Origin of the sequence: Campylobacter sp. P0109 (genome assembly GCF_002138755.1) — a bacterium.
Lineage (GTDB): Bacteria > Campylobacterota > Campylobacteria > Campylobacterales > Campylobacteraceae > Campylobacter > Campylobacter devanensis.
The window spans coordinates 21,884-27,900 of the sequence record NZ_MJKK01000009.1 but is presented as its reverse complement, the minus strand read 5'-3'; the positions used below and the strand labels follow the sequence as shown (position 1 = coordinate 27,900).

Genomic DNA, 6,017 nt, shown 5'->3' with positions numbered 1-6,017 from the left:
AGTGTATAAGCACATTTTTTAACCCAAATTTAGAACCATGGCAAAGAGTAGGAATAAATAGATGTGAATTAAGAGAGGGTTTTAGTGTAGATCTACCAAAGCTCTGGGCTATTATGCCTGAAATCAAACAAGCAGCTATAATACAACCGGTGGATTGAGTTAAAATAGATAGTTAAATCAATCAAATTTCAATCGAAATATAAATAAATCTTATGAGAAATTTAAGTTTGGTGGATGAATTTAGGTTTTTAAATTTAGTAATTTTAATTTATCTAAATATAGTAAAAATTATTTATTAAATTTAAAATTTCAACTTTCAACTTTAAAGTTAATCTTTAGGTAAATTAATAAGATTGTGCTATAGAAGAAATTAATTAATATCAATAAAAGCTTGATAGTCTTGCGGGATTCCAATATCAATGAAGTAGTCATCAAATACGCAGCCTCTAGCTTTGAGAGCTAAAAAATTATTTTGAAAAAACTCTTCAAATGAGAATTTGGCATTTAAACTAAAATCGTCAAATATATCTTTACTAACTAGATAAATTCCGCCATTGATAAATCCATCGGGTGTGAATTTTTTCTCATTAAATGCTGTTATATTATGATTTTTATCGATATTTACACTCCCATATCTATCAAAATTATTCATATGTTTTAAAGCTATACAAATTTTGCTATCATCTAGTTTTAAATTGTTTAGATTTATATCAAAAATTGTATCACCATTAAGTATATATACGCTATTTTGATCTACTAATTTTAAGGCTTTCACAATCGCTCCACCAGTGCCTAGTGGCTCATCTTCTATGCTATAGACAATCTCCATATCTAAATATGAATTTTGAAAATAATTTTGTATTATTTCATATTTATATGAAACGGCTAAGATAACTTTTTTGATATTTTGTCTTTTTAAATACTCTAGGATAAACGCTAAGAAAGGTTTGTTTTTAACAGGTGCCATAGGTTTTGGCAGGTTTGGTAACACGCTTTTAAGGCGTGTTCCAAGTCCGCCACATAAGATGATTGCTTCTTTAGGGCTATTCATCTATTTAAAACCTTTTCCAAATATCTCTTCTTCTACGATAGCACAAATAATATGCCCTATAACAATGTGAGATTCTTGAATTCTAGGGGTGCAATTTGATGGTACTTTGATGCAATAATCACACAAATCAGCCATTTTACCGCCACTTTGACCAGTAAGTCCTATAGAGATTATCTCTTTTTCTTTACATACTTTTAGGGCTTCTATGATATTTATGCTATTTCCGCTTGTTGATATTCCTATAAAAATATCACCTTTTACGCCTTGGGCTTGAACTTGTCTAGCAAATAATCTATCATATCCATAGTCATTACCAATAGCTGTTAAAATGCTTGTATCAGTAGTGAGAGCTATACTAGGAATTCCAGGCCTATCAAAATAAAATCTACTTACAAACTCACCTGCTATATGTTGAGCATCGGCAGCACTCCCGCCATTACCAGCAAGCATGGTTTTAAAGCCATTTTTGTAAGCATTTGTAGTGATTAAGGCCACCTTTTGAATAAGCTCTATTAGGGCTTTATCTTGTAAAATTTGATTTTTTACTTGTATTGAGTCTTCAAAATGACTTTTTATATATTGATTTATAATTTCCATGATTTTGTTCCTTCTTTGGTAAATGAGAAGTCTTGGACATAGCCTGATTGTTGATTTAGAATTTTAATTAGATTATATTTTTTGATTGGATCTACTAAGAAAAACATAAATCCACCCGCTCCAGCTCCACTAGTTTTGCCGCTATATGCGCCATTCTCCATAGCTAGATTATAAATTCTGTCTAATTCATCGTTGCTAACTATATCGGAGATAATTTTTTTAGATTTCCAAGATTTGCCTAAAATTTGAGCTATAGTATCAAAATCAGCTCTAAATAGAGCCTCTTTCATAGCTACTGCGTCTTGCTTTATCGCATGCATTGCTTCAAGTGATTTGCTATCTCCTAATTTGCCTTTTTTGTGCTCTTCTATATCTTTAGCTTCTCTAGTAATGTTAGTAAAATATAAAACTACTCTAGATTCAAGCTCGCTAGCGATCCAATTTTTGATTCTTAATGGATTTACAATTACTCTTTTATTGTCATAAAATTCCATAAAGTTAAATCCGCCAAAGGTAGCAGCGTATTGATCTTGAGCACCACCTACGATTCCTAAGTCTTCACGCTCTATTTCATAAGCAAGTTTTGCTATATCATATTCTCCAAGTGGTAGATTTAGCCATTCTGTGAATGCTTGGATTATTCCTACGACTAAAGTAGAGCTCCCACCAAGCCCACTTCCACTAGGGACATCTGAATATGTATGTAGTGAAAAGCTTAAAGGTTTATGGGTAAAATCTTTTACAATGCGATTATAAACTGCCTTAAAAATATCTAAATTTCCATCATTTTCTAAATGCGATTTGCTATCGTATTTTGCGTATGAGTTAGTATCTGGCGAATCGAATATAATTGTATTATCATCTCTTGGGATTAATGTACAATGAATATAAAGGGATATCGTAGCGTTTAAAACATAACCAGTATATTTATCACAATATAAATTGATATCTGTACCACCACCAGCGAGTCCTAATCTAAGCGGGGTTTGAGAGCGAATAATTTTCATAAAATTTCCTAATATTTTAAAAAATGGGACGATTAATTAAAATAAAATCTCAAAGGATAAATATGACAATAGCATATATAAGAGTTAGCACTAATAAACAAGATTTAAACGCACAAAAGCTACAAATATTTGAATATTGTAAAAATCAAAATATCGTAATTGATGAAGTTATAAGTCTTGAAATTAGCTCTACAAAATCACAAGAAAAAAGAAAAATCCAAGAGTTAAAATCTAAATTAAACGCTGGCGATATGCTTTTAGTTACAGAAATATCTAGGCTAGGTAGAAATATGCTAGAGATAATAAACATAGTATTAGAATTTACAAAAAACGGCGTCAAACTATGCTTTTTAAGACAAATGGAATTAAATAACTTTAATAATCCAACTTTTAAATTGATACTTTCTATTTATGCTTATTTAGCCGAAATAGAAAGAGATTTTATATCTCAAAGGACAAAAGCTGGACTTCATAACGCAAAAGCCAAAGGAAAAATACTAGGAAGACCTAAGAATTCATTTAATAGCTTCTATGATAAAGATATTGATAAGATTAAAAAATTATTAGAATCAAAACACTCAATAAAAGAAATTTGGACTATTTTAAATTATAATCAAACCAAAAGCTATGTTGGTTTTTACTACTTTTGTAAAAATAGAAAATTAATATAATAGTTTAATACTAGTTTTAATTTATTTAGGTTATAATTAATTGTCCCCATAATACCAAATGTTCCGGCTTATTTGCCTTTATATTCGGCACCCATTGACTCGCAATTATCTTCTAGCAAAATTATATTTTTATCACAAATCATAGCTTTAATAGCATCAAAATCATTTGGATTTCCGAGTAAATTGACACACATTATCATCTTTGTTTTATCGCTTATAGCGTTTTTTTAATGCTTCTAAATCATAATTTAGTGTATGTAAATCTACATCAACAAATTTGAGTTTAAGGCCATATTGATAAAGTGGGTAATATGTAGTGCTCCAAGATACGGCTGGGACTATTACTTCATCGCCTCTTTTTAGTTTATTTTTTTGGTATAAAATAGCGCTGCAGTTGCGATTAAATTCGCTGTCGAGCCTGAGCTTGTCATAACGGCGTATTTTGATCCGACAAATTTAGCGAAATCTTTTTTCAAATTCGGCTACTTTCTTGCCCATTGTAAAGATATCGCTTTTGATAACTTCATTAATGGCGTTTAACTCTTTTTCATCCCAAGTAGATGAAGATAAAGAATAATCTTGCATACTAACTCCTTCCTAAAAGTTAAGTAGAAATTATACAAAAAATTTGCTTAAAATAGTAAATAGGTTTTTGCAATAAAGACTTTACTAAAATGGGCATTTAAACTAAAGGAATAATTATAACACCAAGTTGTTTTAATTTAAATTTAATAAATTTTTATAAATAAAATTTATTAAATTTAATTATATTACTTAAAAGCATAGTATTGATATTTCAAAATAACAGTTTGAATTGATTCAAACTGTTAAAATTTGCCACCTATCTTTTTTTATACTCTTTTTGAATATTTTTACATTTAAACCATAACTTTATATATCCACCTTTATACCAATTTTTACTAGCCTCTATCATAGCCTTTCCAAGGCTTCGCCTAGTTTATAGCTTAGCTGGTTTTTAATGCGGGATTTGGCGGTTTGATTTGTTGTTTGATTGGTTATTTGGTTGGTGAGTGATTTATACTCTTGATTTAATTTAGATAATTGAGCTTTTAGATTTTCGTTTTCTTGGAGTGCGTTGTTGTATTTTAAATTTATTTCATTATCAAGACCTAGCTCTTTTTCTAAGATTTGAGCTTTTAGTTTTTTGTTTATTAGATCTTGTTCTAAATTCGAAATTTCTAAGGATTGTTTTTTGATAGGATAGGAGTTTAAAGTATCCTCTAAGGATTTAAATTTAGAGAGCATTTGCATATTTTCTTTAGTTTTTTCATCTAATTGCAGCTGCAATTCTGATGATTTATCTTGTAATTTTTTGAGATCTATATCCTTTTGAGTTAAATTCTGAGTCATTATATTTAGTTGTATATCAAATAAGTTTAACAAGCATATATTAGATTGATCATATAATTCTTTTTTTGCATATTTATAACACGTTATAGCATCATCATTTTTTCCCAATGCCTCTGAAGCTTTTGCAGCCATAAATGAAATATATGGATAATCTGGATTAGCATATAGTATAAAATTATTAAAGACTTCTTCAAAGGCATATCTGCCACCCCAATATTTTGATACGAATAAACGATTAAACTGATTAAATCTATTTGTTAAATAGTTTGATAGCAAACAATTAGATTGTTCGACATCTTGTTTTTTTAACAAACAATTTACAATATGAATTCTATATTTATCATTTTCAGGATCAAATTCTAGAGCATTTTGTAGATATTTTTGTAAAATTTCTAATTTTTCATTGCATTTTTCTCCATACATAAATAAGCAAAAACAAGAATATGCCCTTTGCGAAGGACTTAAGTTATCCAAGACTCTATAGTATGTTTGTAGCCACTTGTATAAAGTTGGAATATCTATATCATTGTGTGGATGAATCCATTTTAAATTAGGGTTAATACCATAAGCTAGTTTTACTAATGCTGAATGTGTACCATATAGCAATGTAGCCTTAGACATAAACACAACATCATATATAAAAAGTTCTAAATTGGAATACTTATCTATATCTCTAAATTTCTCTATTAATTTTACATTGTTATTATTTGCTATTTGTTTTAATTTTCTCATAGATGATATATCATCGCCTATTATAATAATATTCTCATTTTTATGTTGTTCGATTATACCTAAAGCAAACTCGTATGGAGTGGCATGATTAGTAGATTGTCTATTGCATAGTCTATACCCAGCATAAGTATAAATAGCATCGCCACTTCTAATATGTATCGCGATAAAATTATCTAACTTTGCAGCATGCTGTCTTGCTAAATTAATCATGTGTGATATATTATCATTAAAATCTATCTTATCCCACATTAAAGCTAATTTGCTTCTATATTCCATTGTGCTAGAAAATAAAAAATCAAGAAAACCATGCCCTATATTAAGATAATCGCATGCATTATATGTTTCTATTAGTTTATCAATATTTCTAATTACTCCAATTTGATTGTTTGTTTCATATTTTTCTAAAAAATGTTTTTGAATAAATTGTTCTTTAAATAAAACTTCTTTATTCTCGCAACTGGCCCCAATAATAACATTATCTGCGAATTTGCGCATACTTGTATTATTGCAATCAGGTTTATCCGATTTATCTACAAATCTCGTCTCATCCCATAAAAATCTCATATTGTCTATAGATGATAGCTTTGT

General features: G+C 29.1%; 4 protein-coding genes and 2 pseudogenes. 1 reads left to right on the top strand and 5 read right to left on the bottom strand.

From position 1 onward, the window contains the following. Window positions 1–370: 370 nt before the first annotated feature. Genes hddC through hddA form a run of 3 tightly spaced genes read right to left on the bottom strand, consistent with a single transcriptional unit; the run spans window position 371 to window position 2,655 of the window. The gene (hddC, locus tag CIGNP109_RS07770) at window positions 371–1,051 is read right to left on the bottom strand and encodes a D-glycero-D-manno-heptose 1-phosphate guanosyltransferase (protein ID WP_086228841.1); all 681 of its coding nucleotides are present in this window, start codon (window positions 1,049–1,051) and stop codon (window positions 371–373) included. Next, entirely contained in the window at window positions 1,052–1,648 is a 597-nt protein-coding gene (gmhA2, locus tag CIGNP109_RS07765) for a D-sedoheptulose 7-phosphate isomerase (protein WP_086228840.1), read from the bottom strand. It lies immediately after the preceding gene. Continuing rightward, on the bottom strand, window positions 1,636–2,655 hold the full coding sequence (gene hddA, locus CIGNP109_RS07760; protein WP_086228839.1) for a D-glycero-D-manno-heptose 7-phosphate kinase: 1,020 nt from the start codon (window positions 2,653–2,655) through the stop codon (window positions 1,636–1,638). The genes gmhA2 and hddA overlap by 13 nt, the downstream gene beginning before the upstream one ends. 62 nt (window positions 2,656–2,717) lie before the next feature. Here hddA and CIGNP109_RS07755 point away from each other — a divergent pair, with 62 nt between their 5' ends. Beyond that, complete coding sequence (locus CIGNP109_RS07755) at window positions 2,718–3,326, top strand: recombinase family protein (RefSeq protein WP_086228838.1); 609 nt, start codon at window positions 2,718–2,720, stop codon at window positions 3,324–3,326. A gap of 71 nt (window positions 3,327–3,397) precedes the next feature. Here the strand turns inward: CIGNP109_RS07755 and CIGNP109_RS07750 are convergent. Then, window positions 3,398–3,911 (bottom strand): annotated as a pseudogene (locus CIGNP109_RS07750) (DegT/DnrJ/EryC1/StrS family aminotransferase); the annotation flags it as partial. Window positions 3,912–4,259: 348 nt separating this feature from the next. Beyond that, window positions 4,260–6,017 (bottom strand): annotated as a pseudogene (locus CIGNP109_RS07745) (hypothetical protein); the annotation flags it as partial.